The 26444-nt window shown below is 72.1% G+C and carries 24 protein-coding genes; 6 read left to right on the top strand and 18 right to left on the bottom strand.

Features of this window, described 5'->3' with window-relative positions; genetic code table 11:
- Positions 1–39: 39 nt before the first annotated feature.
- The 7 genes from KV394_RS07680 to KV394_RS07650 form a co-directional block, all read right to left on the bottom strand.
- On the bottom strand, positions 40–1497 hold the full coding sequence (locus KV394_RS07680; protein ID WP_247982722.1) for a sodium/solute symporter: 1458 nt from the start codon (positions 1495–1497) through the stop codon (positions 40–42).
- Positions 1494–1916: a heavy metal transporter gene (locus KV394_RS07675; RefSeq protein WP_247982721.1), complete on the bottom strand. Its 423-nt coding sequence runs from the start codon at positions 1914–1916 to the stop codon at positions 1494–1496. The genes KV394_RS07680 and KV394_RS07675 overlap by 4 nt, the downstream gene beginning before the upstream one ends.
- Positions 1913–2632, bottom strand: a complete 720-nt coding sequence (locus tag KV394_RS07670; RefSeq protein WP_247982720.1) for a LytR/AlgR family response regulator transcription factor — start codon at positions 2630–2632, stop codon at positions 1913–1915. The genes KV394_RS07675 and KV394_RS07670 overlap by 4 nt, the downstream gene beginning before the upstream one ends.
- A gap of 9 nt (positions 2633–2641) precedes the next feature.
- Positions 2642–3838, bottom strand: coding sequence for a sensor histidine kinase (locus tag KV394_RS07665; RefSeq protein WP_206251872.1), 1197 nt, complete (start codon positions 3836–3838; stop codon positions 2642–2644).
- Between the two features lie 32 nt (positions 3839–3870).
- Complete coding sequence (locus KV394_RS07660) at positions 3871–4116, bottom strand: YbdD/YjiX family protein (RefSeq protein ID WP_247982719.1); 246 nt, start codon at positions 4114–4116, stop codon at positions 3871–3873.
- A gap of 1 nt (position 4117) precedes the next feature.
- Positions 4118–6403 carry a carbon starvation CstA family protein gene (locus KV394_RS07655; protein WP_247982718.1) on the bottom strand — a complete coding sequence of 762 codons (2286 nt, stop codon included), beginning with the start codon at positions 6401–6403 and terminating at the stop codon, positions 4118–4120.
- 223 nt (positions 6404–6626) lie between these two features.
- Complete coding sequence (locus KV394_RS07650; RefSeq protein ID WP_247982717.1) at positions 6627–9803, bottom strand: S8 family peptidase; 3177 nt, start codon at positions 9801–9803, stop codon at positions 6627–6629.
- 189 nt (positions 9804–9992) lie between these two features.
- Between KV394_RS07650 and KV394_RS07645 the strand changes: the two genes are divergently transcribed.
- From KV394_RS07645 to KV394_RS07625, 5 genes are all read left to right on the top strand, one after another.
- Positions 9993–10538: an ECF transporter S component gene (locus KV394_RS07645; RefSeq protein WP_136033981.1), complete on the top strand. Its 546-nt coding sequence runs from the start codon at positions 9993–9995 to the stop codon at positions 10536–10538.
- Between the two features lie 78 nt (positions 10539–10616).
- Positions 10617–12602 (top strand): ABC transporter ATP-binding protein, encoded by a 1986-nt coding sequence (locus KV394_RS07640; protein ID WP_323131764.1) that lies wholly within the window; start codon positions 10617–10619, stop codon positions 12600–12602.
- Positions 12599–13432, top strand: coding sequence for an energy-coupling factor transporter transmembrane component T (locus KV394_RS07635; RefSeq protein WP_247982715.1), 834 nt, complete (start codon positions 12599–12601; stop codon positions 13430–13432). The genes KV394_RS07640 and KV394_RS07635 overlap by 4 nt, the downstream gene beginning before the upstream one ends.
- 10 nt (positions 13433–13442) lie before the next feature.
- Positions 13443–14318: a siderophore-interacting protein gene (locus KV394_RS07630; RefSeq protein WP_247982714.1), complete on the top strand. Its 876-nt coding sequence runs from the start codon at positions 13443–13445 to the stop codon at positions 14316–14318.
- A gap of 152 nt (positions 14319–14470) precedes the next feature.
- The gene (locus KV394_RS07625; protein WP_136033986.1) at positions 14471–15043 is read left to right on the top strand and encodes an ECF transporter S component; all 573 of its coding nucleotides are present in this window, start codon (positions 14471–14473) and stop codon (positions 15041–15043) included.
- A gap of 81 nt (positions 15044–15124) precedes the next feature.
- On the opposite strand, the gene KV394_RS07620 is transcribed toward KV394_RS07625, so the two are convergent.
- A complete protein-coding gene (locus KV394_RS07620) occupies positions 15125–16495 on the bottom strand; it encodes an HNH endonuclease signature motif containing protein (RefSeq protein WP_247982713.1) in 1371 nt (456 codons plus the stop codon).
- A gap of 192 nt (positions 16496–16687) precedes the next feature.
- On the opposite strand from KV394_RS07620, the gene KV394_RS07615 reads away from it, so the two are divergent.
- Positions 16688–17191, top strand: a complete 504-nt coding sequence (locus KV394_RS07615) for an HIT family protein (RefSeq protein WP_247982712.1) — start codon at positions 16688–16690, stop codon at positions 17189–17191.
- 121 nt (positions 17192–17312) lie between these two features.
- Here KV394_RS07615 and KV394_RS07610 read toward each other — a convergent pair whose 3' ends face one another.
- The 10 genes from KV394_RS07610 to KV394_RS07565 all read right to left on the bottom strand — a co-directional run bounded on the left by KV394_RS07610 (position 17313) and on the right by KV394_RS07565 (position 26243).
- Positions 17313–18248 (bottom strand): carbohydrate ABC transporter permease, encoded by a 936-nt coding sequence (locus KV394_RS07610; protein ID WP_136036765.1) that lies wholly within the window; start codon positions 18246–18248, stop codon positions 17313–17315.
- Position 18249: 1 nt separating this feature from the next.
- Positions 18250–19155, bottom strand: a complete 906-nt coding sequence (locus KV394_RS07605; RefSeq protein WP_136033990.1) for a carbohydrate ABC transporter permease — start codon at positions 19153–19155, stop codon at positions 18250–18252.
- A gap of 29 nt (positions 19156–19184) precedes the next feature.
- A complete protein-coding gene (locus KV394_RS07600; protein WP_136045607.1) occupies positions 19185–20510 on the bottom strand; it encodes an ABC transporter substrate-binding protein in 1326 nt (441 codons plus the stop codon).
- A 74-nt stretch (positions 20511–20584) separates the two neighbouring features.
- Entirely contained in the window at positions 20585–20947 is a 363-nt protein-coding gene (locus KV394_RS07595; RefSeq protein WP_136033995.1) for a cupin domain-containing protein, read from the bottom strand.
- Positions 20944–21834 carry a 3-hydroxy-5-phosphonooxypentane-2,4-dione thiolase gene (gene lsrF / locus KV394_RS07590; protein ID WP_136033997.1) on the bottom strand — a complete coding sequence of 297 codons (891 nt, stop codon included), beginning with the start codon at positions 21832–21834 and terminating at the stop codon, positions 20944–20946. The genes KV394_RS07595 and lsrF overlap by 4 nt, the downstream gene beginning before the upstream one ends.
- Positions 21835–21872: 38 nt before the next feature.
- Positions 21873–23477: an FGGY family carbohydrate kinase gene (locus KV394_RS07585; RefSeq protein ID WP_247982711.1), complete on the bottom strand. Its 1605-nt coding sequence runs from the start codon at positions 23475–23477 to the stop codon at positions 21873–21875.
- On the bottom strand, positions 23465–24484 hold the full coding sequence (locus KV394_RS07580) for an NAD(P)-dependent oxidoreductase (RefSeq protein WP_247982710.1): 1020 nt from the start codon (positions 24482–24484) through the stop codon (positions 23465–23467). Before KV394_RS07580 ends, KV394_RS07585 begins: the two co-directional genes overlap by 13 nt.
- 39 nt (positions 24485–24523) lie before the next feature.
- Positions 24524–25339 (bottom strand): GntR family transcriptional regulator, encoded by an 816-nt coding sequence (locus KV394_RS07575; RefSeq protein ID WP_247982709.1) that lies wholly within the window; start codon positions 25337–25339, stop codon positions 24524–24526.
- A gap of 314 nt (positions 25340–25653) precedes the next feature.
- A complete protein-coding gene (locus KV394_RS07570; RefSeq protein ID WP_282187150.1) occupies positions 25654–26025 on the bottom strand; it encodes a type II toxin-antitoxin system PemK/MazF family toxin in 372 nt (123 codons plus the stop codon).
- Positions 26022–26243, bottom strand: a complete 222-nt coding sequence (locus KV394_RS07565) for a ribbon-helix-helix domain-containing protein (RefSeq protein ID WP_136034005.1) — start codon at positions 26241–26243, stop codon at positions 26022–26024. Before KV394_RS07565 ends, KV394_RS07570 begins: the two co-directional genes overlap by 4 nt.
- Positions 26244–26444: the final 201 nt, after the last annotated feature.

Genomic DNA, 26444 nt, shown 5'->3' with positions numbered 1-26444 from the left:
CACCACGGCGTGATCCCGCGCGTTCGCCCGGCCCTCCGGTCAGCCGCGTTCGGGGGTGTGCACACGGGCGAGGAAGCAGTCCGTACGCGGCGACGGGCCGCGCGGATCGAGCAGCGACACCGCGACCGTCACGGCCGTGGCCAGCGGGATCGTCCACGCCGCGGGCTGGGCGAGGTACGGCGCCGCGACCCCGACCCCGTCGATCACGGCGTGCACGAGCAGCGCGAGCCCGGTCGCGACGCCGCCGCACACCATCCCCGCCACCGCCCCGCGGGCCGTGAGCCCGCGCCACCACACGCCCAGCAGCACCACGGGCGACAGCGTCGACGCGGCCACCACGAACACCACGCCCACGCTCGACACGAGCCCCGCGGGCGCCGTGAGCAGCGCGACCCCGAGCGGCACGAGCGCGCACAGCACCGCGGAGAGACGGAACGAGCGGACGGACCCGGAGAACACGTCCTGGCTGATCACCCCCGCGAGCGACACCACGAGCCCGGCCGAGGTCGCCAGGAACGCCGCGAACGCGCCCGACACGATGAGCGCCGTGAGCAGCTCTCCGCCCGGCCCGGGGAACACGCGCGAGGGCAGTTGCAGCACCACCGTGTCGGCCACCCCCGGCACCGCGAGGTCGGGAGCGGCGATGCGGGCGAGCAGCCCCATCGCGCTCGACACGGCGTAGAAGGCGCTGACCATCGCGATCACGATCACGGTCGTCCGCCGCGCCGACGCCCCGGTCGGGCTCGTGTAGAAGCGGACCAGCACGTGCGGCAGTCCCATCGTGCCCAGCAGCAGCGCGAGCAGCAGCGACGCGGTCTCGTACGCGTCGAAGCCGGACGGTCCCGCCTCGCTGGGGAACACGAGCGCCGGGTCGAACGCGTGCGGTCCGCCGCCGAGCGCGAAGGCGATGCACACCACCGGCACCAGCAGCGCCGTGAGCTTGAGCCAGTACTGGAACGCCTGCACGAACGTGATCGCGCGCATCCCGCCCGCCGCGACCGACGCCGCCACGAGCACCGCGACCGTCACGGCGCCCACCCACTCCGGCAACCCCGCGACCACGACCAGCGTGATGCCGGCGCCGTGCAGCTGCGGCACGATGTACAGCCACCCGATCACCAGCACCGCGAGGCTCGTGACGCGTCGCGCCGAGGCCGACCCGAGCCGCGCCTCCACGAAGTCCGGGATCGTGTAGGCCCCGCTGCGCCGGAGCGGGGCCGCGACGAACACCAGCACCAGCAGGTACCCGGCCGCGTACCCGATCGGGAACCAGAAGCCGCGCGCGCCGTCGAGCAGCACGAGTCCGGAGAGCCCGAGGAAGGTGCCGGCCGACAGGTACTCGCCGCTGATCGCCGAGGCGTTCCACACCGGCCGCACGGTGCGCGACGCCACGAAGAAGTCGCTCGTCGTGCGCGACACCCGCAGGCCGTACACGCCGATCAGCAGCGTGGCGATCACCACCAGCGCGACCCCGAGCAGGTCGAGCAGCGCGTTCATTCGCGGTCCCGGAGGGCGCGGTAGCGGCGCTCGTTGCGGACGGCCGTGCGCAGATACAGCAGCGCGAACACCACGATGACCGGGTAGAACGCGAACGCCTGCAGCAGCCACGACAGCGGCAGGCCCCCCAGCACGACCCGGTCGATCTCGGGCACGAGCGCGATCGCCAGGGTCATCGCGACCACGACCACCACGAACCCGGCGACCGTGCCGAGCGCGAGCCGCAGCTGACTGCGCTGGAGCGCCCTGGCGTACACCGCATCGGCCTCGTCGACCGGCGCCCCGGGCAGCGCGATGCCGCGCGTGAGAGCCGCAGGGCCGCGAGGCGGGAGGTCGGCCGTGACCCGCACGCGCTTCGCGGGCTCTCCCGCACCGCGCGCCGCGGGCTCCGGAGCCGCACGCTCGGGAGACCCGGTCATGCCGGCGCCTCACCGCGCACGAGCGCCTCCCGCACCGCGGGCACGAGCCGTCTGCTCACCGGGAGGGCCGTGCGGCCGACCACCAGCGTCGACTCTCCCCCGGACAGCCGCGCCTCGGTCACGGCGGCCGTGCGCACGAGCGTCGAGCGGTGGATGCGCAGGAACCCCGCGTCGGCCCACCGCGCCTCGAGCTCCGCCATGGGGATGCGCACGAGCTGGCCGGGGTCGTCGTCGTCGGTGTGCAGTCGCGCGTAGTCGCCCTGCGCCCGCACCCACCGCACCTCGCTGCGCCGCACGAACCGCACGGTCGACCCGACCGTGACCGACAGCACCTCGTCGTCGCCGCGGGTCGGATCGGCGGCCTGATCCACGCGGTCGATCGCGCCGCGCAGCCGCTCCCGCCGCACCGGCTTGAGGAGGTAGTCGACCGCGCGCAGTTCGAACGCCTCCACCGCGCGGGCCTCGTCGGCCGTGACGAACACCACCGCCGGCGGCTCCGCGAGGCCAAGGAGGGCGCGGGCCAGGTCGGTGCCGAGCAGGCCGGGCATGTGGATGTCGAGGAACGCGAGACGCACGGCGCGCTGCGACAGCTGCCGCAGGGCGTCGGCTCCGCTCGTCGCGGTGAGGATCTCGCCGATGCGCGGGTCGGAGCGCAGCAGGTGCACCAGCTCGTCGAGGGCGGGCTGCTCGTCGTCGGCGACGAGGACGTCGATCATCCGGGCTCCTCAGTCGTCGTCCGGGTCGTGCAGGGGCTGCGATTTCGGGACTCGCATGCGCACCAGGGTACCCGCGCCCGTGTTGGTCTCCACGACCAGTCCGCCGCTGCTGCCGTACAGCTGTCGCAGACGCGTGTCGACGTTGCGCAGTCCCACGTGGGAGCCGTCCTCGCGCGCCGTGAGCAGCGACCGCAGCCCGTCGGGGTCCATGCCGACGCCGTCGTCCTCCACGAGGATCTCGGTGTGGGTGCCGTCGTCGCGCGAGGTGAGGCGGATCTCGCCGCCGCCCTCCCCCGGCTCGAGCCCGTGCCGCACCGCGTTCTCCACGAGGGGCTGCACCGACAGGAACGGGATGACCGTGGCGAGGGTCTCCGGCGCGATCTGCAGCGTGACCTGCAGCCGGTCGCCGAAGCGGGCCCGCTCGAGCTCCAGGTACGAGTGGATGCTGCCGAGCTCCTCCGCGAGGGTCGTGAACTCCCCCTGGCGGCGGAAGGAGTAGCGCGTGAAGTCGGCGAACTCCAGCACGAGGTCGCGCGCGCGGTCGGGGTCGGTCGTGATGAACGAGGCGATCGCGGTGAGGGCGTTGTAGATGAAGTGCGGAGAGATCTGCGCCCGCAGCGACCGCAGCTCCGCCTCAGCCAGCTGCGCGCGGGAGGCGTCGAGCCCGCCGAGCTCGACCTGTGCGGCGCACCAGTCGGCGACCTCCTCGGCGGCGCGCACGAGCGCCGCGCGCACGGGCGACGCGAAGGCCACGATCACGCCGATCGTTCGCCCGTCCACGACGATCGGGGCGCCCACCGCCTCCAGGTCGTCGGTCTTCGCCGGGGCGGGGAACACCTGCCGCCGGCCGCTCGCCCGCACCCGCTCGGCGATGCGGCGCGCGGCCGACTCCAAGCCGTCCGAGGCGCCGTCGAAGGACACGACGCCGGACTCCTCGCCGCCGTCGGTGCCCACGATCGCGACCGCGGCGCTGCCCAGCAGCACCCGCAGGTGCCGCGCCGCCTTCACCGCATCGGGTCCGGCGAGCCCGCCGCGCAGGTGCGGGGCGGCGAGGCTCGCCTGGTGCAGCGCCCGCAGGGCCCCCTGCTCCGCGTCACTGCCGAGGTCGGTGGCACCCCGCGCGAACCGGCGGGCGAGCAGCAGCAGCACCGTGAGCGCGATGCCGCCGAGCACCCCCAGCACCGCGGCGAGGACGACGTCGTTCATTCGTTCAGCCTAGGGACGCGGGACGAAGGGCGTCAGCAGCAGCGGGCACCGGGGTTGCGGTCCTGGTCGTCCATGCGCTGGCGCCAGAACTGCCTCTCGGTCAACGGTTCCTCGTCGGGGTGGTAACGGCGGTGATGGGCGACGTAGGTCGCGTACGCGGTGTCGCCCATCAGCGTCGTCATGTACCAGCGGATGCCGCGCCCGGCCCGGCCGAGGGCGCTCCACAGCGCCCGCAGCGGGGTGGTCGCGGCATCCGTCCGATGCACGGTGTCGGTCATCTCAGTGCCGCGCGGCCGCGCGCTCCTCGGCGAGGATCGGCTCCCACTGCTTCTCCAGCTCGCGCTCCTCCGCGTCGGGGAGGAAGCCCGCGGGGGCGAAGCGCCGGGAGGCCACGGGGGCGTCCTCGGTGTTCTCTCCGCCGCCGTGGCGGATGGCCTTCACGGTCGCGATCACGGCCATGACGATCACGACGATCGCGAGCACCACGAAGATGATCGACAGCGTGCCCTGCACCGCGGTGTTGCGGATCACGGCCTCCAGCACCTGCGGCTCTCCGAGCGCGGTGTCTCCCGAGCTCAGCGCCTCCCGGTAGCGGAAGTGGTTCGCCCAGTATCCGATCGCCGGGACCGGCGAGAAGATCTTGTAGAGCGAGGCCGTGATGGTGACGACCGCGGTGAACGCGAGCGGCAGCGCGATGATCCACAGCCACCGGAAGTAGCTGCGGCCGCGCTTGGCGACGATCGCGAGCACCACGGCGAGCGCGATCGCGGCGAGCAGCTGGTTGGCGATGCCGAACAGCGGGAAGAACGTGTTGATGCCGCCGAGCGGGTCGGTCACGCCGAGGATGAGGATCGCTCCCCAGCCGGCGACCATGATCGCGGTGCAGATCCACACCCCGGGGCGCCACGACACGTCACGGAACTTCGGGAACCAGGCGCCGATCGAGTCCTGCAGCATGAACCGGGCCACGCGGGTGCCGGCGTCGACCGCGGTGAGGATGAACAGCGCCTCGAACATGATCGCGAAGTGATACCAGAACGCCATGAGCGCCTGACCGCCGAGGGCCTGCTGCATGATGTGCGCGAGGCCCAGCGCGAGCGTCGGGGCGCCACCGGTGCGGGACACGATCGACTCCTCGCCGACCGCGGCGGCCGTGCCGGTGAGCATGTCGGGGGTGAGGTTCACGCCCGTCAGCCCGAGCGAGTTCACGAACGCGACAGCGCCCTCGACCGTGCCGCCGGTCGCCGCGGATGGCGCGTTCATGGCGAAGTAGATGCCCTGGTCGATGGAGATCGCGGCGACGAGGGCCATGATCGCGACGAACGACTCCATGAGCATGCCGCCGTAGCCGATGAAGCGCGTCTGCCGCTCCTTCTCCACGAGCTTGGGCGTGGTGCCGGAGGCGATCAGCGCATGGAAGCCGGACAGGGCTCCGCACGCGATCGTCACGAACAGGAACGGGAAGAGCGGACCTGCGAACACCGGGCCCATGCCGTTCTCACCGAACACGCTGATCGCGGGGACCGAGATCTCGGGGCGCACCAGCACGATGGCGCCGGCGAGCATCACGATCACGCCGATCTTCATGAACGTGGAGAGGTAGTCGCGCGGCGCGAGCAGCAGCCACACCGGCAGCACCGCGGCGATGAAGCCGTAGACGATGATGCCCCACGCGATCGTGGTGCGGTCGAGGTGGAAGATCGCCTGCCCCCACTCGGTGCCGGCGACCCAGCCGCCGCCGATGATCGCGAACATGAGCAGCACGAAGCCGATGATCGACACCTCGGTCACCTTGCCGGGGCGCAGGTAGCGCAGGTACACGCCCATGAACAGGGCGATCGGGATGGTCATCGCGACGGAGAAGACGCCCCACGGGCTCTCCCCGAGGGCGTTGACGACGACGAGCGCGAGGATCGCGACGATGATCAGCATGATGAGCAGCGACGCGACGATCGCCGCGGTGCCGCCGATCTTGCCGAGCTCCTGCCGCGCCATCTGGCCGATCGTGCGACCGCCACGGCGCATGGAGAAGAAGAGCACCGTGTAGTCCTGCACGGCGCCCGCGAGCACGACGCCCACGATGATCCAGATCGTGCCGGGGAGGTAGCCCATCTGCGCCGCGAGCACGGGGCCCACGAGCGGACCGGCGCCGGCGATCGCGGCGAAGTGGTGCCCGTACAGCACGCGGCGGTCGGTGGGGACGTAGTCCTTGCCGTCCTGCTTGACCTCGGCCGGGGTCGCACGGCGGTCGTCGGGGCGGGTGATGTACCGCTCGATGACCTTGGAGTAGAAGCGGTAGCCGATCAGGTGGGTGCAGACGGCGGCGAACACGAACCAGATCGCGTTCACGGTCTCGCCGCGGACGATGGCGAGCATCACCCAGGCGACGCCGCCGAGCAGGGCGATCGCCGTCCAGAGCAGGATCTTCGGCAGGGTCCAGCGGCGGCTCTTCGCCTCGTGCTCGGCGGAGAGGGCGACGGGTGGGAGGGTCGGGTCGGTCTCGATGACGGGTTCGTCGTCGACGAGCCCGGCGCCGTCGCGGCGGCGCGACGAAGGTGCGGTCATGGGGTTCTCCTCGGTGGACGCATCATTGCGTCTTCCCACGCTAGGAAGCCCGCCCCGCGGTCGCGCGCCGATCGGCGGACGGTGCGACGAGCGGTGTCGATCACGCGATGAACGGACGCCCGCGCTACCCCGGCGGGCGATGGGCCGCAACGACGGCACGGCCGCACGACGGGTGTCCGTCGTGCGGCCGTGTGTCACGCGTCCGTGTCCGGCGCTCCCCCGCTCACCCGGGAGCGTCGGTCGCCGGGGGCGGGGTCGGCGTCGGCTCCGGGTCCGGCGTCGGGGTGGGGTCCGGCGTCGGAGTGGGGTCCGGGGTCGGCTCCGGGGTCGGCGTCGGCTCCGGGGTCGGAGCCGGTGCCGGGGCGACGTCGGCCGGGGTGGTGACGGTCACCACCGTGCGCACGTCGGAGTCGCCGTACTGGACGAGACCGAGGTAGCGGGTGCCGGCGGTCAGGCCGGTCCAGCTCAGCTCATAGCTCGTCTTCTCCCCGCGCACGGCGGCGATGGGGTTCGGCGTCGCCGTGAACGCGCCCTGGTCACCGGGGAGCACGGTGGCGTAGGTCATGTCCCACGTCATCGGTCCGGTCGTCGCATACACGTTCGCCACCACGAGGTAGGTGCCGGCGGTCGGCGTGGGCACCGTGACCTGCTCGTCGGCCGAGCCCGTCGCCGACTGCCAGCGCTCGTAGTAGCGCAGGTCGTCCGGCGCGACCACCCGGTAGACGGTGAGGTCGAGATCACTGCCCTCGTCGTCGGAGGAGTCGAGGTCGAACCGCGAGAGCGTGCCGCCCTCCGGCACGTCGACGATCCACGCCACGTCCTTGTTCGCGTCGCCCGAGTTCTCGTTCCCGGAGTGCCCCTCGACCGGGTTGTCCGGATCGGTGAGGAGCTGGAACGGGGTGAGGCCCGAGAGGTTCAGTGCCAGATCGCCGTCGAGGCCGGGGATGATGTCGACCGTCGTGCTCCCGTCGACGCCACTGCCGGTGACCTCTCCCGGAGCATCCGCCGTGACCGGATACACCGCGATCGGCGAGCGCACCGTGTTCTTCGCGCTCGTCCAGGTGAGCGAACCGGTGGCCCACTGCTCGACCGGGGCGCTGGTGCTGTCGAACGTGACCGTGAAGGTCTTCGACTGCCCCGGCTTGTCGAACGTGAGCTGAGACGGCGTGACGGTGACGTTCACTCCCGGCACGGAGGCCTTCGCGGTGAACACGCCCTTCTCCGTCGAGGTGACCGTGCGGGTGACGGTCTGCGCGCTGGCCAGCGACCCGATCGAGATCGACGCCTGGTTCAGGTCGCTGCCGTCGATGGGCTCGATGCCGGGGAAGTCCGACAGCCCCTTCCCGTCGAGGAAGGCCGCCCAGTCCCGGAACCCGTTGAGGTACAGCAGACCCGGGTTCAGGTATCGCCGCGCGTCGACCTGCCCCGCGCCCTGCTCGAACGGGTCGGTGTTCTTCGAGCCGTCGGGGAGCACGGTGTCGGAGGCGGTGGTCATCATCGCCGAACGGATCTCCGCCGGCGTCGCCCGCGGATGCTCGCCCAGGTACAGCGCACCGAGGCCCGCGATGTGCGGGGAGGCCATCGAGGTGCCGGAGAGGATGCCGAACGTCGGCTGCTCGCCCGGCGCGTTGTGCGTGGCGGCGAGGATCGCGACGCCGGGAGCGGCGACGTCGGGCTTGAGCACGTCGTTGCCGTCGGCCAGGACCGGCCCGCGGCTGGAGAAGCCCGCGATCTGCGGGGTCGGCGTGGTCACGCCGGTGGTGTTCTCGCCGACGAGGGTGATCGGACGGTCGACTCCGCCCCGCACATACGCGAGGACCGCGTCGCGGTGCACGGCGTTCAGGTGCACGGTCGGCACGGCGTGGAAGTCGTTGTCGAGCGAGTCGGCACCGCCGGGCACGTTCACCAGGACCATGCCGATGCCACCCGCGTCCTTCACCACCTGCGACTTCTCGGCGCGCGCGTTGCCGCCGCGGTCGCAGACCACGATGTGTCCGGCGGCCTTCGCCGGGTCGAGGGTGCCGGGCAGGCACAGCGTCGCGTCCACCGCTCCGGGCGCCGCGGCATCCTGTGCCGCGATCGAGGGCCCGGAGACGCTCTCACCGAACGGCACGCTCACCGAGGCGCCGGCCTGCGCGAAGCCGTCGAACTGCACGGTGCCCTCCCACGTGGGGATGGTGGAGGCCGCGACCGTGGTGTACCACGGCGACGCGTGGTCGGCCGTGACCGGGTCGGGACCGTCGTTGCCGGCGCTGGTCGCGACGAACACACCGGCGGCCGCCGCGTTGAGGAACGCCAGGTCCTCTGGTGCCATCACGGTGCTCGCCGCACCGCCGCCGATCGAGTAGTTGATCACGTCGACGCCGTCGGCGACGGCCTGGTCGATCGCGGCGACGAGGTCGCTCAGCGCGCAGATGTCGTCCGTGGTCACGGTCGTGTCGGGCCCGACGTAGCAGGCCTTGTATGCGGCGACCTTCGCGCCGGGCGCGACGCCGGAGATCGTCCCGAAGTCGACGCCCTCGATCGCAGCCTCCACCCCGAACTCACCCGCCGCCGTGCTCGCCGTGTGCGAGCCGTGGCCGTCGCCGTCCCGCGGCGAGAGGTAGTCGTACTGGAAGTCGAAGCCGGCGGCCTGGGCTCCCGCGAAGAAGTACTGCCCGCCGATGAGCTTGGTCGAGTAGTCGCTCGTGTCCCAGTCCTGGCCCTCGACCATCGCGCCGCGGAACTGCCCGCCGTCGGACTTGTCGAAGTACACGTAGGTGCCGTCGGTGTAGGGCTGCTGGCCCTTGTGCCGGGCGTTCTGCTTCTTCTGCTGCTTGAGCTTCTTGCCCTCGAACGACGGGTGCTCCGGGGCGATGCCGGTGTCGATCACACCCACGACGACGCCCTCTCCGGCCTTCTTCACGCCGCCGGTCTGCTGCCACACCCCGCCGCGGCCCTTGCGGTCGTCGCCGAGGCCGAGGTAGTCGGTGGAGGTCAGCGCGTCGGGGTGACGGATCTCGTCGGGGAACACCCCGAGAACGTCCTTCGAGGCGCGGAGCTGATCCACCTGCTCGCCCGTGAGGTCGGCGCTGAACCCGTTGAGCACGACCTGGTACGTCGTGTCCGGCGTCACGCCGACGTCGTTGATGAGGGTGGACTGCTCGGACTCGAGGTGCTTCACATAGCGCTGCGCGTCCTGCGACTGCGTCTCGAGCTGTTCGCCCTCGGCCGGCTTCGTCGCTTTCAGCCCCTTGACGTCGCCCTCGTAGCTGGCGAGGGGATCGGCCTTCATGACCACGATGTAGTGCCCGGGGGTTCCCGCGACCGGAACCGGGTGTGTCACCTCCCCGGTCGCTGCGTGGCCGGCGGTTGCCGTCGATGCGATGAACAGCGTGGCCAGGGTGGCGGCCGCTGCCATCCGGAGGGGTGTTCGACCCATATCTCGCTCCCGATGATCACGGTGCGGCGTCGTTGCCGCACCGCGGATCACGATAACCCCGCTCCTCGGCGCCGGATCGAGAACTGAACGATGGTCCTCCCCGGTCGTGCCGATCGGCCAGGGTGCGCGACGGCCGGGTCGGGCGAAGGTCGCCGGTAGGCTGGAGGGGTGGCCCGAACCCCCGTCCTCACGACCCGCGTGCTGCTCGTCTGCGCCGCGATCGGTGTCGCGACGGGCCTCCTCGGCGGGATCGCCGGGTGGGTCACGCCGGTGCTGCTGGCGAGCCCGCTGCTGTTCCTCTACGGGCTCGTGCTCGGGTCGCACGTGCTGCCGGGCATCATCGCGCAGGAGGTGCTGCGGCTGCCGCTCGTCGCGCTCATCACGCACGTGTTCGCGGCGCTCATCGCGAGCGCGTTCAATCCGGCGTGGGCGCTGCGTTTCATCGGCACCGCGCTGCTGTTCGGGCTCATCCAGGAGGGGGTCGCCGCGCTCACGCGGTACCGCTCCTGGGGCGCCTGGCGCTTCTTCGTCTCGGCCGCGATCATCGGCGTGATCGTCGCGGTCGTGGTGTTCTTCGCCGCCCACCTGTCGGTGATGCCGGTGTGGGCGCAGATCCTCTACCTCGCGATCTCGGTGCTCGGCCCGATCGCCTGGACCGCTATCGGCCTCGCGGTCGGCACGTCGCTGCGCCGGGCCGGGGTCGCCCGCCGCTAGCCCCGGAGCCTCGCTGGATAACACAGGTAAGGCTCAGCTAAGTTAGAGGCACACCCTCCGTCGAGCCCGGGACCTGCCGTGCGCCCATCCGCGCCCCTCCTCCGCGTGCGCGAGCTCTCGCTCACCCACGCCGGTGCCGCGCACCCCTCGCCGCGCGATGTGTCGTTCGACATCCGGCCCGGCGAGGTCGTGCTGCTGCTCGGTCCGTCCGGCTCCGGGAAGTCCACGCTCACCCTGGCGCTCAACGGCCTCATCCCGCACGCCCTCCCGGCGACCATGACCGGCACGGTCGAGGCGGGCGGGCTCGACACCGCGGACACCGCGACCGCGACGCTCAGCACGCACGTGGCCATGGTGTTCCAGGACCCGGACGCGCAGATCGTCACGGGCACCGTGTACGACGAGGTGGCGTTCGGGCCCGAGAACCTGCTGCTCCCCGTCGAGGTGGTGCGGGAGCGCGTCGCGGAGTCGCTGCGGTGCGTGGGCCTGTGGGACCGCCGCGACGACAACCCCGACCACCTGTCCGGCGGCGGGCGGCAGCGGCTCGCGATCGCCTGCGCCCTCGCGATGGGGTCGCCGCTGATCGTGCTGGACGAGCCCACCGCGAACCTCGATCCGCAGGGCATCGACGACGTGTACGCCGCGCTCGCGGAGGTGGTGGCCGCTGGGGATCGCGCGATCCTGCTCGTGGAGCACAACCTCGACGCCGCGATGGCCTTCGTGACCCGAACGATCGTGCTCGACCGGGAGGGGCGGGTCGCGTTCGACGGACCGGCCGCGGAGACGATCAGGGCGCACGCGGACGAGCTGCTCGCGATGGGCGTGTGGCTGCCGGGGGCCACCCTCGCGGCGCTGCGCCTGCGGGAGCGGGAGCACCGGTTCGATCCGCTGCCGCTGACCCCGGACGAGCTCGCGACGGCGCTCGCTGTGCGCGACGCCGTGCCCGACGTTCAGGGATATCCCGGTGGTCCCGACGGTCCCGGCGCCGCCGCGAACCGGCCCGGCGAGTCGATCATCCGCACGCGAGGGCTCACGGTGAAGCGACGGCGCACCGAGATCCTGCACGGGGTGGACCTCGATCTGCCCGCGGGCAGCCTCACCGCGATCGTCGGGGCGAACGGGGCGGGCAAGACCACGCTCCTCCAGGCGCTCGCCGGTGTGGTGCCGCCGCCGAAGGGGCAGGTGTCGGTCGACGGCATCGATCCGGGCACCGCCTCCCCGCGGGATCTCGCCGCCCGCATCGGCTTCGTGTTCCAGAACCCGGAGCACCAGTTCATCGCGGCGACCGTGTTCGACGAGCTCGCCCACGGCCTGCGGCTGCGGCACGTGACGGACGACGAGATCGCGGCGCGGGTCGCCGAGATGCTCGACCGATTCGGGCTGACGCACAAGGCCGACGTGCACCCGTTCCTGCTGTCGGGCGGCGAGAAGCGGCGGCTGTCGGTCGGCACCGCCCTGATCACACGACCCCGGGTGCTCGCCCTCGACGAGCCCACGTTCGGCCAGGATCGCGCGCGCGCCACCGAACTGCTCGCCCTGCTGCGGACCCTGCGCGCGGAGGGCACCACGATCGTGCTGGTCACGCACGACCTCTCGCTGGTCGCCGAGCACACCACGCACACGGTCGTGCTCGCGGACGGCCGGGTGCACGCCGCCGGGCCGACCGCGGAGCTGTTCGCCGACCCCGCGGTGTTCACCGACGCGGGCCTGCGCCTCCCCGACGTGCAGCGCGTGCTCGCCGCCGCGGGTCTCACCGCGGAGTCCCCCGCACGCACCGCCGCACCCGCACCGATCGCATCCGCATCCGCACCCGCCGCCGCACCCCCGGCATCCGGATCCCCCGCACCCGCGACCCCGGCATCCGCATCCCCGGCATCCGCACCCGGATCCCCCGCACCGGCGCCCCCTGCACCCGCATCCGAACCCGCATCCGCACCCGCATCCGCACCCGCATCCGCACCCGCATCAGCGCCCGCCCCTGCACCCGCATCCGAACCTGCACCCGCACCCCCCGCGCCCACCCCCGCACCCGCCCCCGCTCCGGACCCGGAGGCGTCGTCGTGAGCGGCAGCACCGGCACCGCGTTCGACCCGTACGCGCGTCTCACCGCGACGGCGCCGCACCAGTTCCTGTATGCGCTCAACCCGCTCGCGAAGGTCGCGGGGTTCGCGCCCGGGATGGTGCTGCTCGTGTTCGTGCGCGATCTCGCGACGCCCGCCGCGTTCCTCGCGCTCGCGTACGTGCTGATCCTGTCCGGAGCCAGGGTCACCGGGCGGCTGCTCGCGCTGCTGCTGCTCGGCCTGCCGTTGGGGATGCTCGCGGTCACCGTCGGGTTCTCGCTGTGGGTCGATGTCGCACGGGTCGACGGCACCCCGGCGCTGCTCTCGGTGGGCGACTGGAGGCTGTACAGCGGCGCGCTCACGATCGGTGCGGCCACCGCGCTGCGGTTGGGGGCGATCGTCGCGCTGGCGCTGGTGGCCGGCCTCACGACCAGCGGCTCCGACCTGGTGCGGGCGAGCGTGCAGCAGCTGCGGGTGCCGTACCGCATCGGGTACACGGCTCTGGCGGCGTTCCGCTTCGTGCCGCGGTTCGGGCACGAGCTGGCGGTGATCCGCGCGGCGCACCGGGTGCGCGGCTATCACGGCGGGCGCGGTCCTCTCTCCCGCATCGCCCGGGGCTGGGGGTACATCGTGCCGCTGCTCGCCGGGGCCATCCGGCATGCCGAGCGCGTGGCCCTGGCGATGGATTCCCGGGCGTTCGGCGCGCATCCGACGCGGACCGAGCGGCACCTGGTGCCGTTCCGCGTGCGCGACACCGTGTTCACCGTGGCGATGCTCCTCACCTCGGCGGCGATCTTCCTCGTCTTCTTCCCCTGGCAGCTCCCCCTCTCCTGAAAGGCACTCCATGGCATTCAGCAAGATGGTCAAGCCCGAGACGACCGAACTCCTGCACCTCACCGTGCTGCGCTCTGAACGGCTCTCGTCGCACTGGATCCGTGTGACGCTCGGCGCCGGTGAGATCGACCGGTTCCGCCCGATGGGGTACGACCAGTGGTTCCGGCTGTTCCTGCCCATCGGCGGCGAGGCCGGTCTCGACCGGGTGCCGGCGAAGGCGAACAAGATGTTCGGCTACCTCAAGTTCCTGCGCATCCCCGACGGCGAGCGGCCCGTGATGCGCAACTACACGGTGCGCGCCTTCCGGACGGCGACCTCCGAGGCGGGGGCGGAGATCGACGTGGACTTCGTGTTGCACGGTTCTGCGGCCGACGGCACGGCGGGCCCGGCGTCGCGGTGGGCGGAGACCTGCGAGCCCGGCGAGCACGTGCTCATCATCGACGAGGGCCTCACGTTCAACCCGCAGCGGGGGACTGATCGCGTGGTGCTCGTCGGCGATGAGACCGCGCTGCCCGCAATCGCCGGGATCGCCGCCTCGCTGCCGGCGCACGCCACCGGTACCGCGATCGTCGAGGTGCCGGCCGAGGACGACGCCCTGGACTTCCCGTGCCCTCCGGGGCTCGACGTGGTCTGGATCGTGCGCCCCCACGACGCGGCGCCCGGTGCTCTCGCCCTGGAGGCGCTGGGCCGGAGCGAGCTTCCGAGCGCGCCCTTCCACGCCTATGCGGCCGGGGAGCAGTCGCTGGCCACCGGTGCCCGCAGGCTCCTCGTCGGCGAGCGCGGCGTGGACAAGAACGCCGTGAGCTTCTGCGGGTATTGGAAGGTCGGCGCGGCGTCGCCCGCGTCGAAGGCCGCCCGCGAGGCCGCGTCGGAACCCCTCGCATGAGCGCTCAGGATACGGCCGACGGCGCACCCGATCACGCGAAAGCGCCGGAAACTACGGACGGCGCACCCGATCACACGAGCGCGCCGGAAGCTACGGATGGCGGACCCGATCACACGAACGCGCCGGAACCCGCGGACCTCGGTACCCCTCGCATGAGCGCGCCGCACGGCGGTGTCTCCGGCAGACGACGGCGCTTCCGGTTCCCGACGGCGCTGCTGCTGACGTGCGCCGCGCTGGGCGTGGCCGGCGGGCTGCTGCTCGCTCCCGCGAACTGGGTGTCGACGATCCTGTTCCCGGGGCTGCCGTTCGTGAGCGTCGCTCTCGCCGGCCTGTGGCTGCTGCCGTCGGTGATCGCCTTGCGCCTGCTGCGCGCGCCGCTCGTGGGTCTGCTGGTCGGGTTGCTGGCCGGGCTCGTGATCGTGCCGTTCTCCGGGTACGGCTTCGGCAGCGTGGCGACGAACCTGTGGTGGGCGGCCTTCACCGAGCTGCCGTTCCTGTTCGTGATGTGGCGCTACTGGGGCACGTGGCTGCACTACGTCGGCGCCGTGGTGGTGGGGGTCGTGTATCCCCTGCTCGCGTGGGCGTCGTTCGACCTGGGCGGTTTCACCCTTCCGGTGCAGCTGCTCTTCTTCGCGATCACACTCGCGAGCTGTGTCGCCGCCACCGCCCTCGGCATCCTGATCGCTGATCGCCTGCGCGCCGCCGGAGTCGGCCGCAGCCGCTGACCGGCTCGCGTCGCGCATCCCACGGCGTCGAAGCGTCGAAGCGTCGTGCCCACGGAGCCCACCCCACCACCCGAACACCCGTCAGGCGGCGATGTCGAAGCGGGCCCGCCCACCGAGCCGAGGCGTGCGTGCGGGGTCGATGTACCGCGGAGGCACGAACCACACCCTCGCCATCCCGCCGCCGCTACCACCGCCACCACTGCCGCGTTCTCCGCTGTCGATGTGGATGTCCCACCCGTTGTCGTGGATGCGATGGTGACACGTCTCGCACAGCAGCACCCCGTTGGACAGATCCGTCGGCCCGCGGTCGCGCGACCACCACCGGATGTGATGCGCCTTCGTCATCTCCGGCGGCAACCCGCACATCGCACACCCCCCGTCCCGCTCCACCAACGCCAGCCGCTGCGCCCGGGTGAACAACCGCTTCTCCCGCCCCCAGTCCAACACCTCACTGCCCCCGCCGAGCACACACGGGATCACCCCGCCGCCCGCCGCCATCCGCCGCACCGCCCCGACGCTCACCGGCTGATCGATCCCGTCCACCTGCGCCGACCCCGACCCGGCCTCCAGATCCCCCAGACCCACCCGCACCACCACCGTCGCCCCGGCCAGCGGCAACCGCGCCGCACACCCGAGCACGTGCCCCGCGAACGCCGCCAACGCATCCGCCTGGATCATCGGCACCGTACGACGGTCCGCATCCGGCGCCCCCGCATCCGGCGCCTCCTGACGCGCCGCGAACGCTGCCGACACGAACCCCCGGATCGCCGCCACCACCGGCGCCGCCGTCTCCGCATCCAGCACCGCGTTCAGATGAACCATCCCGTCACGCTCGAACAGCGTCAACGACCGACGCGAGCGCTGCTCCTCCGCCCGCGGCTCCACCCCATCCGGATCGACCCACGCCTCCGCCCGCACCACCAACCGCCGCACCTCATCCACCGACAACCCCGCCGCCTGCTCCACCAGCACCCGCTCGGCCTCCGCCACCCGAGCAGCACCCACGGCCACGCGGCACCGGTCGAGCATCGCGACGATCAGCGCGGCCGCCGGCGCACCGAGCGCACCCGCAGCCAACGCCTCCCGCACGGACGGGTACTTCGCCGGCAGTCGCTGCCCCAGGAGGTCGGCGCGCGGGGCCGTGGCCTCGCCCACCGCCACCAGTCGCGCCGCCTCTCCCGTCGAGACTCCGGTCGTCGCGGCGATCAGCCTCGCCGGGTTCCGATAGCCCTGATGCTTCGCCAGGCTGCCGGCACCGAGCTCAGGCCGCGACTCCCGCGCGATGCCCGCTCCCACCGACACGTGCACCGCGTCGAGGCGTCTCCGCAGCACGCCGATCGCGTCGTTCACCGCGATCAACTGCTCGCGGTTCAGGTCCATCGGATCGCCCGCGCCACCCCACGCGGCGTCGAGGCGGGACATCGCCTCGTGCAAACCGGAGAGTGTGGACATGCCCCGATTCTACCGTCGACGGCGGCGAGTTTCGTATCTTTGTTCGAATCGAGAACCGGGATTTCGGACTGGCGAGAAGGCCACCGACGCCCTCCACGAACCGCACGGTGGCGCCCGACGGAACGAGCTCGCAGACCACGCCCTCGCGACCCGATCGTCCCCGCCGGAGCACCCGTCGATAGCATCGGCGGCATGGACTGGCGTGACGACCGCATCCGCTCCGCCGCGCGGGGAGAGAACCCGACGCTGCTCGCCGAACTGCCCGGCGGCTACGCGGTGATCGGCGATGTGCAGTTCCTCCCCGGCTACTGCGTGCTGCTCGGCACGGATCCGGAGGCCACCGCGCTGGCGGACCTGCCGCGGGAGGAACGGGTACGGTTCCTCGCCGCCGTCGACCTCCTCGCCACGGCCGTGGAACACGCCTGCCGAGAGGTCGATCCGGCGTTCCGTCGCATCAACATCGACATCCTCGGCAACACCGACGCCTTCGTCCACGCCCACATCTGGCCCCGCTACGAGTGGGAAGCGCCCGACCTGAGGTCCTGGCCCGTCTGGCGCTACGACCCCTCGAACTGGCACGACGCCGCCACCCGCCTCGGACCGCAGCACGACGATCTCCGGGCCCGCATCACGGCCCACCTCCGACGCCTCGCCGCCGCCGACTCGATCTCGATCGCGCGCCGCCCCGCCCCCTGACGCGATCCATCCCCCGCTCCGCCCCTGTCGCGGCCTCACAGACGAACCCCGGACCACCCCGCCCGGCACGTCTCCGACCCCGCACTCGACCCCGCACACGGGCCGCACCGAACCACTCGGGCTACTTCACACTCCCCTGGGTGAGCCCGCCGACGAGCCACTTCTGCAGGAACAGCGCGAGCAGGTAGATCGGGATGAGGCCGGCGAGGCTGGCGGCGGCCATCTGCCCGAACATCACCTCGCGGCCGCCCTGCATGAGCGCGATGCCGACCGGGAGGGTCTGCGAGTCGATGCTCTGCGTGAGCAGCAGCGGGATGAGGAAGTCGTTGTACGCGAGGATGAACACGATGATCGACACGGCGACGATGCCGGGCGCGGTGAGCGGGAGGATGACCGCCCACAGGGTGCGCAGCGGTCCGCAGCCGTCGATCTGCGCGGCCTCGTCGACCTCGAACGGGATCGCGCGGAAGAACCCGTCGAGCAGCCACACGGCGACCGGGGTGAGCAGCAGGCCCTCCACGATGCCGAGCCCGATCACGGAGTCCATCAGCCCGGCGGTGCGCACCAGCACGAACAGCGGGATGATCGCGACGATCGGCGGGGCGACGTAGGCGGAGACGATCAGCCCGAGGGTCTGCTTCCCGCCCGCGCGCAGCCGCGCCATGGCGTAGTTGGCGGGGATCGAGACGACGAGCGACACCAGCACCGCCACGAGCGCGGCACCGAGGGAGTTGCGCAGGTAGGTGAGGATGGGCCAGTTCTCGAACGCGCCGACCCAGTTCTCGAACGCGAGACGCGAGGGCAGGATGCGGGTGGACAGGATGTCGTCCGGGCTCTTGAACGACATGCCCACCATGTACAGCACGGGCAGCAGGGCGAGCACGATCGCGACGAGGATCACGACCCACTTCACGACGGTGACGAGCACGGACGGGCGACCGGGGCGCGAGATGCTCGAGGTGCGGCTGCGGCGACGACGGCGGCGCGCGTCCGGCACGACCAGCGTGACGGTCGCGCTGTCGGAGGCGTGGTCGGAGGTGCGGAGTGTGAGCGACATGTCAGCTCTCCCTGTGCAGGCGCTGCCGGACGGCGTTGAGCGGCAGGATGACGATGGTGACCAGCACCAGGAACGCGATGGTCTGCGCGGCGGCAGCCCCCACGTCGAAGGTCTGCAAACCGGTGCGGTAGATCTCGAAGCTGCTGACGGTGGTGTCGAAGCCGGGTCCGCCGCCGGTCATGATGAACACCAGGTCGAACACCTTGAACGACACCACGAGCTTGAGCAGCAGCACGGTGACCAGGCTCGGCAGCACGAGCGGGAACGTGATACGCCAGAACGTCTGCCACACCCCGGCGCCGTCGACCTGCGAGGCCTCGTACACCTCGGTCGGCAGGGTCTGCAGCGCGGCGAACACGAGCAGCACGCAGAAGGGCGTCCACTGCCACGCGTCGACCACGATCAGCGAGACCATCGCCGCCGGGCTCGAGCCGAGGAACAGGAACGGCTCGGCGCCCGGGCTGAACGACTGACCGATGTTGTTGAGCAGCCCGCCGGTGGGGGCGAGCATGAGCTTCCAGATCACGCCCGCCATCACGGGCGGCGTCATCAGCGGCAGCAGGAGCAGCACCCGGATGATCCGTCCGCCCTTGACGGCCGCGTCGAGTGACAGGGCCACCACGAGACCGGCGACGAGGGCGATCAGGGCGGACGGGATCGCGAAGAGCAGCGACCTGCCGAGGGACGGGAGGGTGACCCCGTCCCCCAGCAGTGCCGCGAAGTTGTCGAACCCGACCCAGTCCGCGAACGGACGCCCCAGCGACGAGTCGGAGAACGACGCGGCGACGATGTAGGCGAGCGGGTAGATCGCGATGATCACGATCGCGAGGATGGCGGGCGCCAGCAGGGCGCGGCCCGTCCACGACGCGCGTCGGGCGCGGCGCCGGGAGGTGACGGGTTGCGACATGAGCTGTCCTTTCGGGTTCGACGAGGCGATCAGTCGGCCAGGGACTGCCAGGTGTCCCAGGTCTGCTGCATCGCCTCTTCCGCGGTCAGGCTGCCCTGCAGCATGAGCGCGAGGTTGTCGCTGAGCGACTGGATCATCTCGGGGGCCTGCGGCGAGGTCGGCCAAGACTGCGCGTTGGGCAGCACCTGGGCGGCGACGGCCGACACCTCCGGCGCGAACTCGATGTACTCCGGGCTCTCCAGGGTGGAGGTGCGCGTGGGGTCGACACCGGAACCGGTCGTGGTGATCAGCTTCTCGTTCGTCTCCTTCGACGAGGCGAACGCGACGAACTGCTTCGCGAGGTCCTCGTCGCTGGCGTTCGGGCTGATGCCCATCGCCCAGCCGGCGTTCAGCGCTCCGGAGACCTTGCCCTCGGGTCCGACCGGCAGCGGCGCGACGCCCCAGCCGTCGACGATCTTCGACTGCTCCGGGTCCTGCGCGAACACGCCCAGGTCGGTCCAGAACTCGATCATGCCGACGGAGCCGGAGAGGAACTGCGGCAGCGCCTGCTCGAACCCGATCTCCAGCGGGCTGGGCAGCGCCGAACCGGAGGCATCGAGCATCGACTGTGCCGCGGCCACCGCGTACTCGGTGTCGAGCTGCGGCATCTGCGGGTCGATCGGGTCGGGCGACATGGTGGCGAGGCGGTTGAAGAAGGTCGAGCCGATGTTGAACGCGCTCTTCGAGCCGAGCAGCGCGTTGCCGTACACGCCGTTCGCCTTCTCGGCGTCGGTGATCTTCTGCGACACCTCGACGTACTCGTCCCACGTGGTCGGGACCTCGACGCCGTTCCGTTCGAAGATCGCCTTGTTGTAGAAGAGCACGTGCGTGTCGCCGTCGATCGGTAGCCCGTAGGTCGCGTCCTCGTACTGCGAGTAGGGGCCGAAGATCGCCTCGATGAAGTCGCCCGAGTCGATGTCCTCGTCGGACTCCACCCAGTCGGTGATGTCGGCGAGCGCCCCGGCGTCGGCGAGCGCGCCGACCGACGTGTACCAGTACTGGATGACGTCGTAGTTGTTGGTGCCGGACTGCGCGTCGAGGATCGCCTTGGTCTGGATCTGGTCGTAGGGCACGACCTCGACCTCGACCTCGACGCCGGTGGAGGCCTCGAAGTCCTCCTCGAGGATCTTGCCCGCGCCCTCCTGCGGGGCGGCGATGAGGACCTTGAGGGTCTTGTCGCCGCCGTCGCCGCCGGAGCCCCCCGCGTCGCCGGAGCAGCCGGCGAGCACGAGGCCCGCGGCGGACGCCAGGGCGATGACGGGCAGGGCACGGCGCGTCAGCCGCGCGGGGGATGAGGAGCGTCGTTGCACACTCATGGTGCTGTCCTTTCGATGTTCTTTCTCGGGTGAGGGGTTCGTGCTCGGGTGAGGGTGGTGCGGGTTCAGGGCGCTCAGGCGTCGGGCGTCCAGGGGCGGTCGACCTTGTCGCCGTCGACCCAGGGGGTCTTCACGAACACGGCGCGGAAGGTCTCGTCGAACGGGTTCCGCACGAAGTGCTCCTCGTGCGGTGCGGCGCGCAGCACGTCGCCGGTCTCGACGACGCGACGGGTGTCGCGGTCGAGCCAGATCTCGGCGCGCCCCTCGATCACCACGAACGACTCGGTGTGGTGCTCGTGGAGGTGGTTGGCGAACTCGTCGCCGGGCCGCAGCACGACCACGCCGAACGCCGCGTCGTCGCCCTGCGCGAGGTAGCCGGGGCCCCAGTCGCCGAACCGGAGGGCGGCCTCGGCGCTGCGCAGCACGTCGGCGCTCATGCGAGCACCCGCGTCTCGGTGGCCTCGCGGAACAGCTCGTAGGCGTCGGCGGGGTCGGTGTCGTCGTGCACCACGGCCCGCACGGCCTGCATCATGGCCGCGGGGTGGGCGCTCTGGAAGATGTTGCGGCCCATGTCCACTCCGGCGGCCCCCGCGCGCACGGCGTTCGAGGCCATCGTGAGGGCGTCCAGCTCGGGCAGCTTCTTGCCTCCGGCCATGATGACGGGCACCGGGCACCCCGCGACCACGTCCTCGAAGCCCTCCTCGCAGTAGTACGTCTTCACGAGCTGGGCGCCGAGCTCCGCGATGATGCGGGTCGCGAGACCGAGGTAGCGGGCATCGCGCACGAGCTCCTTGCCGACCGCGGTCACGCCGAGCACCGGGATGCCCGCGTCGTAGCCCTGGTCGACGAGCGTGGTGAGGTTGCGGATGCTGCGGCTCTCGTGCTCGCCGCCGACGAACACCTGCACGGCCACGGCGTCGGCGTGGAGGCGCACCGCATCCTGCATCGCCATCGCGGTGTACTCGTCGGAGAGGTCCTTGAGGATCGACGGGCCGCCCGAGGCGCGCAGCACGAGTCCGGCCCTGGTCGCCGGCGGGATGGAGGTGCGCAGGGCTCCGCGGGTGCCCATGAGGGCGTCGGCGTGCGCGGCCAGCGGCGCGATGTTCAGGTCGATGCGCTCCAGCCCCGAGGTGGGTCCCTGGAAGTAGCCGTGGTCGAACGCGAGCATCACGGTGCGCCCGGTCTGCGGGTCGAGGATGCGGGACAGGCGGTTCTGCATGCCCCAGTCGAGGTTCGCCGCTCCCCGGATGTTCTGCGTGAAGCGGACGGCGGGCTGGTCGGCGTGGAACTGCTTCGCGGAGGCGTTGCCTTCGAGGTCTGCCATGGGGTGTCTCCTTCGGTGTCGGGTGGTCGTCGTGGTCGTCAGCCGGCGTGACCGGCGGTCGAGAGTCGGGCGGGGGGCGGGTCGAGGGGGCCGCGGGCGGCGCCGGGCGGGGTGAACAGCGGGGGCAGGTCGGCGCCCGAGATCGACATCACGTCCCGGTAGACGCGGTGCCAGCGGGCGGTCACGGCGCGGTACCGCTCGTGCTCGGCGGGGTCGACGCGCTCGATGCGGTCGGGCTCGCCCATCGGCGGGAGTTCTGCGCCGACACCTCGGGCGGCCAGCCGGGCGGCACCGTACGAGGTGGCCTCGGGTGCGGGCGTGACGCGGGTGTCGAGCCCGGTGACGCCCGCGATGACCCGCGGCCACAGGGCGCCCGCGCTGGATCCCCCGGTGAACGTGACGGCGCCCTCGGCGACCGCACGCCCGGCGGTGAGCGACGACAGGATCTCGAGGTGCGCGCTGGCGACGATCGCCGCGGACTCCTCGATCGCCCGGATGAACGCGCCGCGCGAGGAGCGGGCCGCGTCGTTGATGTCTAAGCCGACGAACGCGGGGGCAGCGTGGTGCCAGGCGTCGGCCTGCATCACGTTCGCCATGGTCGCGACGACGCCGTTCGCCCCCGCGGGGACCTCGGCCGCCCACTGCTCCATCACGGCGAATGCGGAGGTGCCGGACGCGCGACCGAGCTCGGCGGCGTCGGGGCACATCGCGTCGCGGAACCACCGCATCGCGAGGCCGGAGAGGAAGCCGATGCCCTCGACCATCCAGGTGCCCGGATCGACGTGGCACAGGGTGCGCAGGCGCCGCTCCGGGTCGATCAGCGGCTCCGTGGTCACGGCCGTGGTCTGCCAGAAGGTGCCGGCGACGATCGTCGGCAGCCCCTCGCGCGCCGCGATGCCGTGCAGCGCGAGCTGCGTGTCGGCGCCGCCCGCGACCACCGGCGTCCCCGCGGGCAGCCCGGTCGCGGCCGAGGCCTCCGCGGTCACAGCACCGACGACCTGCCCGCACTCGACCACGGGCGGCAGGATGCGACGGTCGATGCCGACGAGTCCGGCGAGCTCGTCCGACCAGTCGCGCGCCCGCAGATCGAACAGGGCCGAGCTGGAGCCGCTGGTGGGCTCGGTCACGAACGCCCCGGTGAGCCGCGTGGTGACCCAGTCGCTGAGCATCCCGAAGTGGCGGGCGGCGGCGAGCACGTCGGGCTGGTGGCGGGCGATCCACCGCAGCCGGGCGGGGGCCGTGATCGACACCCAGTCGCCCGCGGTGCGGTACACCTCGTCGGCCACGCCCTCGGCCACCAGCTCCTCGGCCTCGGCGCGCGCCCGGCCGTCGGTGTTGGGGCACGCCCACAGCTCGCGCCCCTCGGCGTCGGACAGCACGAAGCCCTCGCGCATGCTCGACGCGGCGACCGCGGCCACGCGTCGCTCGCCCAGCCGCGCGACCACCTCGGACACGGCGCCCGCGATGGCCGCCCAACCGCCGTCCGTGTCGAACACGGTGCCGCCGGGGTGACCGGGCACGGCGACGTGGGTCCACTCGCGGGCGGCCTGAGTGACCAGGCGACCCTCGATGTCGAAGGCGAGGGCACGCGCGGAACCGGTGCCCGCGTCGATCGCGAGGAAGACGTCGCTCAGCGCTCCCATCGCAGCTCACCTCCCGCGAGGAACCGCTCGATCTCGGCGGCGAGCATGTCGGCGCCGCGGGCGAGGGTCTGGTGGGTGGCGCCGGCGAGGTGCGGGGTGAGGATGAGGTTCGGCTGGGCGACCAGGTCGCGCCACGGACCGTCGGGCTCGTTCACGTCGAGCGCGACCCCGGCGAGGTGTCCGCTGCGCAGCCCGTCGAGCAGCGCCTGTTCGTCGACGAGCGACTCCCGGGCCGTGTTGATCAGGAACGACCCCTGCGGCATGCGGGCGATCTGCTCGGCGCCGATCAGGTGGCGGTTGTCGGCGGTCGCCCTGGCGTGCACGCTCACGACGTCGCTGCCGGCGAGCAGCGCGTCCAGGTCGGACACGATGGTCGCATCGGTCACCGTCGCCGGATCGACGTAGGGGTCGTACGCCGCGATGGTGGCGCCGAGCGCCCTGGCCCGCGCGGCGACGAGCCGGGCGACGTTGCCGTAGCCGATCAGCCCGAGGCGCAGGCCCTTCACCTCGCGCCCGAACCACCTCGCACCCTCGAACGTCGACTCCGCGAGCGGACGCCCCTCGGCCACGCGCTCGTCGACGTCGCGCAGCGATGCGGGCACGTTCCGCACGATCGAGATGAGGAACCCGATCGTGAGGTCGGCTACGGCGTCGGCGTTCTTGCCCGGCGTGGTGGTCACGCGCACGCCCCACTCGCGGGCCGCGGCGAGGTCGACGTTGACGGGTCCGCCGCGCGCGCAGCCCAGCAGCCGCAGCCCGGGGAGCGCGGCGAGCACGTCGGCTGTGAACGGTGCGGCGTGGAAGGCGACCACGTCGTATCCCTGCGCGAGCCGCGCGACCTCGGCCGGGTCGCCCTCGAACTCGTGGATCGTCGACGCGTCCCACGTCGGCTCCGCGATCGTCATGGTGGCCGTGTCCACGGGGATCTCCCGCTGCGCGAACGCGCGGGTGAACACCTCGGCGGTCATGTAGCTGTCGCCGATGACGAGGATGCGGTGGTCGGTCATGTGCGGGTCTCCCGGTGGGGTCGGTGGGGCGGGTGCGGGTCAGCGGAGGGCGGCGGGGTAGCGGCCGGACGCGGTCTCGTTCGAGATGCCGGCGGCGTCGAACCCGGTGTCGACGCTCACGCGCAGACGGTCGGTGCGCACGGATGCGCGGGAGAAGTCGATGGGCTGTCCGCCCTGGTCGTACGCGACGGCCTCGACCACGACGATCGGGTGTCCCGGCTCCACTTCGAGCAGCCCGGCCAGCATGCGGTCGGCGGACACGGCCTCGATCGTGCGGTGCATGCGCGCGATGCGCACCCCGGTGACCCGGGTGATGGCGGCGTACAGGCTCGCGCGCGGGTCCCGCAGGTCGGGCAGCACCCCGGCGAACCGCGTCGGGAGGTAGTTGATCACGTGCACGGCCGTGCGGGCGCCGACGGCACGCACGCGCTCCAGCACGAAGCCCATGCCGTCGGCGGAGTCGCGTCCGACGACCGCGGCCGCCCACGACGGCAGCGGCTCGATGCCCGCGCGGAGGATCTCCGAGCTCAGGGCGCTGCGGCCGTCTTCGCTGTATTCGCCCAGCAGGCTGGGGGCCGAGGGCAGCGTCCAGGCGGAGGGACCCTGCGCACGCTCGACGAAGGCGCCCTTGCCCTGCCGGCGCGAGATGATCCCGGCGGTCTCCAGCCGCGACAGCGCGTCGCGGACCGAGGTGCGGGAGGCGGCGAAGTGGGTGCGCAGCTCGTTCTCGCTGGGCAGGCGGTCGCCCGGACCCCAGGTGCCGTCGGCGATCTGCGCCTCGACGGCGCGCATGATCTGGAACCAGATGGGTGCCGTCGACGTGCGGTCGAGCGGCGGCAGGGTGAGCGGGGACATTCCGGCCTCTTCGGTGAGCGGGTGCGGAGACCTCGGCGTCTCCGAGCCGGACGACTCCTGTCCGGACATGTATCGATCATCGCGGAGCACATGTCTCCTCTGAAGAGACAAGTCAGAACTTCGCCGCCGCGATCCCCTCCCGGCTCCTTATATGGGCGCGATCAGGCTTTTCCTCGCGTCATCCGCCATCGACGACCGCGCTCGTCCCGCCCGGCCCCGCCCACTCGACCCTCCCCGTCGATACAAGTCCTCCCCCGTCCGCGTCTCGTCACCCCTCGGGGACCCCCGCCCCCTCCCGTGAGGCGGGATCGGGGTCAGAGCGCGAGGTGAAGTCGCAGCGCCTCGTCGAGCGCGCCCATCAGCTCCGCAGGCACCCAGCCGACGGGGCGCACGATGCGGGCCACGGCGATGGTGCGCACCTGCTCGGCCTGCGCCTTGCTGTCTCGGTCGAGGCCCGTCGCGGCAGCGGGCAGCAGGACCTGGAAGGGCCACACGCGCTCCGTCGCCGTGGTGAGCGGCACCACGGTGACCGTGGCGCCCGGGCGACGGATCGCCACCGCGTTGGCGGTGTTGTTGCTCACCACGACCGCCGGCCGCGTCTTGCGCGCCTCGGAACCGACGCCCGGGTCGAACGAGGCGAGGACGATCTGTCCGCGGCGGAGCAGCGCGACCGCGGTGTCACTCACGCCGACGCCAGGCCATCGTCGGCGGCGGAGTCCCACTCCTCGTCGTAGCCCTCGCCGTAGGCCTCGGCATAGGCGTCGGCGAGCCGGCTCTCGCGGAGGAGCCGCACCGCGTCCTGGATCGCCGCCGACCGGGACGGGTAGCGCCCTTCGAGCGTCTGCGCGTCGAGGAAGGCGAGGTCGCCGTCCGGCAGACTCAGGCTGATCTTCGCGGTGCTCACGCGGCCATCCTACCGCGGTAGCACCACGGGTACCACCGCCCCCATGCCCGGTGCGGGACGGAAAACGCACCCCCCGGCGCCTTCCGGGGCGCACTTTCGATCCCGGACGCGCACCCCCGGGCCCGCCGCCCGGATGCGGGATGGAAAACGCACCCCCGAATGGCTCCGGAGGTGCGTTTTCGATCCCGCGCGGGGGCGCAG

It is taken from the genome of Microbacterium sufflavum (genome assembly GCF_023101165.1).
Lineage (GTDB): Bacteria > Actinomycetota > Actinomycetes > Actinomycetales > Microbacteriaceae > Microbacterium > Microbacterium sufflavum.
The sequence above is the reverse complement of the archived record's forward strand: the minus strand, read 5'-3'. Positions and strand labels throughout refer to the sequence as shown.

Coding starts and splice junctions, on each gene's coding strand:
- KV394_RS07610 (WP_136036765.1), bottom strand. CDS start 18,248: ATGTCGCTCACACTCCGCACCTCCGACCACGCCTCCGACAGCGCGACC.
- lsrF (WP_136033997.1), bottom strand. CDS start 21,834: ATGGCAGACCTCGAAGGCAACGCCTCCGCGAAGCAGTTCCACGCCGAC.
- KV394_RS07680 (WP_247982722.1), bottom strand. CDS start 1,497: ATGAACGCGCTGCTCGACCTGCTCGGGGTCGCGCTGGTGGTGATCGCC.
- KV394_RS07670 (WP_247982720.1), bottom strand. CDS start 2,632: ATGATCGACGTCCTCGTCGCCGACGACGAGCAGCCCGCCCTCGACGAG.
- KV394_RS07600 (WP_136045607.1), bottom strand. CDS start 20,510: ATGAGTGTGCAACGACGCTCCTCATCCCCCGCGCGGCTGACGCGCCGT.
- KV394_RS07625 (WP_136033986.1), top strand. CDS start 14,471: ATGAGCGCGCCGCACGGCGGTGTCTCCGGCAGACGACGGCGCTTCCGG.
- KV394_RS07580 (WP_247982710.1), bottom strand. CDS start 24,484: ATGACCGACCACCGCATCCTCGTCATCGGCGACAGCTACATGACCGCC.
- KV394_RS07605 (WP_136033990.1), bottom strand. CDS start 19,155: ATGTCGCAACCCGTCACCTCCCGGCGCCGCGCCCGACGCGCGTCGTGG.
- KV394_RS07675 (WP_247982721.1), bottom strand. CDS start 1,916: ATGACCGGGTCTCCCGAGCGTGCGGCTCCGGAGCCCGCGGCGCGCGGT.
- KV394_RS07660 (WP_247982719.1), bottom strand. CDS start 4,116: ATGACCGACACCGTGCATCGGACGGATGCCGCGACCACCCCGCTGCGG.
- KV394_RS07615 (WP_247982712.1), top strand. CDS start 16,688: ATGGACTGGCGTGACGACCGCATCCGCTCCGCCGCGCGGGGAGAGAAC.
- KV394_RS07595 (WP_136033995.1), bottom strand. CDS start 20,947: ATGAGCGCCGACGTGCTGCGCAGCGCCGAGGCCGCCCTCCGGTTCGGC.
- KV394_RS07650 (WP_247982717.1), bottom strand. CDS start 9,803: ATGGCAGCGGCCGCCACCCTGGCCACGCTGTTCATCGCATCGACGGCA.
- KV394_RS07575 (WP_247982709.1), bottom strand. CDS start 25,339: ATGTCCCCGCTCACCCTGCCGCCGCTCGACCGCACGTCGACGGCACCC.
- KV394_RS07620 (WP_247982713.1), bottom strand. CDS start 16,495: ATGTCCACACTCTCCGGTTTGCACGAGGCGATGTCCCGCCTCGACGCC.
- KV394_RS07665 (WP_206251872.1), bottom strand. CDS start 3,838: ATGAACGACGTCGTCCTCGCCGCGGTGCTGGGGGTGCTCGGCGGCATC.
- KV394_RS07585 (WP_247982711.1), bottom strand. CDS start 23,477: ATGGGAGCGCTGAGCGACGTCTTCCTCGCGATCGACGCGGGCACCGGT.
- KV394_RS07630 (WP_247982714.1), top strand. CDS start 13,443: ATGGCATTCAGCAAGATGGTCAAGCCCGAGACGACCGAACTCCTGCAC.
- KV394_RS07655 (WP_247982718.1), bottom strand. CDS start 6,403: ATGACCGCACCTTCGTCGCGCCGCCGCGACGGCGCCGGGCTCGTCGAC.